The 3,109-nt window shown below is 59.3% G+C and carries 3 protein-coding genes; 2 read left to right on the top strand and 1 reads right to left on the bottom strand.

Features of this window, described 5'->3' with window-relative positions; genetic code table 11:
- On the top strand, window positions 1–446 hold a 446-nt coding region (parS, locus tag AC2VNK_RS00155), incomplete at its 5' end, for a type II RES/Xre toxin-antitoxin system antitoxin (protein WP_486882389.1).
- Entirely contained in the window at window positions 410–916 is a 507-nt protein-coding gene (locus AC2VNK_RS00150) for an RES family NAD+ phosphorylase (RefSeq protein ID WP_486882388.1), read from the top strand. The genes parS and AC2VNK_RS00150, both read left to right, overlap by 37 nt.
- On the opposite strand, the gene AC2VNK_RS00145 is transcribed toward AC2VNK_RS00150, so the two are convergent.
- A partial coding sequence (locus AC2VNK_RS00145; protein WP_486882387.1) for a sucrose synthase occupies window positions 911–3,109 on the bottom strand: 2,199 nt, incomplete at its 5' end. The genes AC2VNK_RS00150 and AC2VNK_RS00145 overlap by 6 nt on opposite strands.

Below are 3,109 nucleotides of genomic sequence, written 5' to 3'. Positions count from 1 at the left end.
CCGTTATGGCGATAGCACTGATCGAACCAGGAACGCCCGCATCGCAAGGGATTCTGCGGCTGCTTGGGCTTCTCCCGGAAGAGGACACTGCCCTGCTTGAACTGACGGAAACGGGGGTTCCTCTTGCACAGTTGGCGCTGCTAACAGAACTCGGATTGACGAAGACCGAAATCCAGGTACTGGTCATCCCGGCGCGGACCATGTCGCATCGCAAAGCGGGTACCGGTCGCCTGAATCGGGAGGAGTCCGACCGGTTCCTGCGCGTCTTGCGCTGTCTGCTGCAGGCGCGACAGACCTTCGGCGACCCGGAAAAGGCCCTGCGCTGGTTGCGCAAACCGAAAACCGGACTGGGCGGCCGCACGCCACTCACGGCGCTGGAAACCGAAATGGGCGCCCGTCTGGTGGAAGAATGGCTGATCCGTATCGATCAAGGGATGGCCGCCTGACGGTGGTTCTCTGGCGGATCAGTAATCATGCGACGCTGGATGGTCTGGGTGGCATGCGCGCTTCCGGACGTTGGTCCAGTCGCGGCCGTCCGGTAGTCTATTGCGCGCCGGACCCGTCCACGGCACTTCTGGAAACGCTGGTCCATCTCGAAGTCGATACGGAAGACCTCCCGGACGCGTTCCAATGGTTGCGTATTTCCGTGCCGGAAGATATCGCGTTAGACCGTGCGGATATCACGCATCTTCCGCAGGATTGGAGTCAACATCCGCGCCTCACGCAGGTCTATGGGGACCGCTGGCTCGCCGACGGGGCAGCACCGCTGCTGCGCGTGCCGAGTGTACTGGTGCCTGAGACCTGGAACGTGCTTCTGAACCCTCGGCATCCGGCGGCGACGCGCTGCGCTATTTCTGCCACCTATCGTTATCCTTTGGACACGCGTTTGGCGCAGAGGCCCGGCTGTCCCTCATGACTCCCCCAACAGCACCGCATGGGCCAGAGGCCGCCACTGCAAGTGCTGAAACATCTGCAAATAGCGGCGGGCGGCGTGATGATCGGTTTTGAGCATGAAGCGCCAGAAGCCGAAAATCCGGGCCAGAGTCATCATCTGCGTGGCGTAATTGCCCCAGGTATAGTGCGCGCTGACCCGCGCTAATGCGCCGTCGGAAATGGTCTCCCAGACACGGATATCGGCGGCAGCCGCTTCCAGGAAGTCCGCCAGCTTTTCTGCCGTCTCCTGCTGGTTATTGGGGTCGATATGAAAGCCGGAAATACCATCTTCGATGATTTCCAGCGGGCCGCCGAAGCGGGTGGCAAAAACCGGCAGACCCGAGCTCATGGCTTCGATCACCGTCAGCCCGAAGGCTTCAAAGAGCGCGGGCTGGACGAAGCATCCATGGGTATCGCCAATAACCCGGTAGAGTTCCCCCGCCACATTTTTGTCGAGTAAAGTGCCTATCCAGCGCATCTGCCCGTCGAGTTGATGCGCATCCATAATATCGTGCATCCGCTGGATTTGCGCCCGCTCCTCCTCGTCCTGAGAATCCTGCGGGTCGACATGGCCGCCGACGATAACCAGGTTGGCCAGTTTGCGCAGGCGCTCCGATGCGCCAAAAAGCTCAGCCAGTCCGCTGAGATTTTTGATGTGATCCATGCGCGCCATACTGAAAATGATGGGTTTATCCCGATCCTTTAGTACGCCGCGCCGGTCCGCGGCGGGCGCCTCGCCAAAGAGCAACGCATCAATATCGTCGTGTAGAAAACGCAAACGTGCTGCGCTGGCGGAATAAGGAAAATAATAGTGGGCGTCAGCCCCCGGAGAGACGATATTAAATTTGGTATCGAAGACGTCAATCCCGTTTTCCACCCGATACAGTCCGGGGAGGCTGTAATTCTGATGCCCTTCGTACTGGCCCACTTCGCGGTCATTTCCGGCGATTTCCTGATAGGTGCTGGTGACGATAATATCGGCGGAGTTCATGGCGATGAGGTCCGCGGTATACTGGCAGGCGAAATGATGGCTGGCATCGTGATCGCGCCAGTAGAGGTCGCTATAGAGATATTTGCTCTTCTCCAACGCGTGAGCAATGTTGCATTGGGTGACATTCAGCCGCGCACTGAGGATGGTGGCCACCAGATTACCATCGGAATAATTGCCGATAATCAGGTCAGGACGACGGCCAAATTCCGCCAGGGTTTCCCGTTCGAGGTCATCGGCATAGCGTTCCAGCCAGGGCCAGACATTGAAGCGCGAGATCCACTGCGGCAATATTTCGCCATTGGAATGCCGGAACGGCACGCGGAGAATCTGCACGTTGTCGGCGCCCTGGACGGGCTCCAGACGCTGGTCGCAGGTGGTGCCATCGGCATTGGGAATCAGGCGGGTGGCGATCAGAATACGGGGTACAATATCCACCCCCTGACGGGCCAGGCGCTGGCGCATTTCCTGTTCCAGTGCCCGCGCCTGATCGAGAATGTAGACGACCTGCCCGCCGGTATCCGGACGTCCGAGCACCTTGTCCTGCGCGAACCAGCCATGAATGGACACGATCAGTATTTTGGAGATCATGGGGATGCGGTCGATGAATGCCTGCAGACTCTCTGCCGAGGGGGCGTCCAGCAGGTCCATTAGCAAACGCATGGTCTCGCGCACCCGCCCGGCAGTGTCTCCCCAGCCTGGGGCGAAGCCGCGATGGGTCATCTCCACGGCAAACTCCGTCCACGGTTGGGTCTTGGGGAGCGTCGCCAGATACTGCACGGTCCGGCGTAGTGCTTCAAAATCCGGAGGCTGATCGTGCACCATCAGCGACTGCCCGTTGAGTTTATGCACCGCCAAAAAGTCGAGAATGCTCTGGCGTCCCGCCTTGATGTCGCCGAATAGTTGCCCGGCCAGGCGGCGGTTCATATACATGAGCCCCTGTCCGATGGTGGCCTCATCGTGCAGGCGATAGGAGACTGCGCGGAAATCTTCAAAATCCACGGTAAGTACTGGCTCCTGATCATTTGCGGGGAGCACCTGTCTTTCTTTAAAGGCCAGATAATCACCCGGCGTGAGTGTCTCCAGATTGAGCTGTTCCCGATGCAGGCGCAGATAAGTCCAGCGCCCTGGGCCGGGACGCCAGGTCAGATAAATCCAAGGCTCTGCGAGCACCGCCTCTTGTAGTCT

This window comes from Acidithiobacillus sp. TH-A35 (assembly GCF_057473505.1).
The sequence above is the reverse complement of the archived record's forward strand: the minus strand, read 5'-3'. Positions and strand labels throughout refer to the sequence as shown.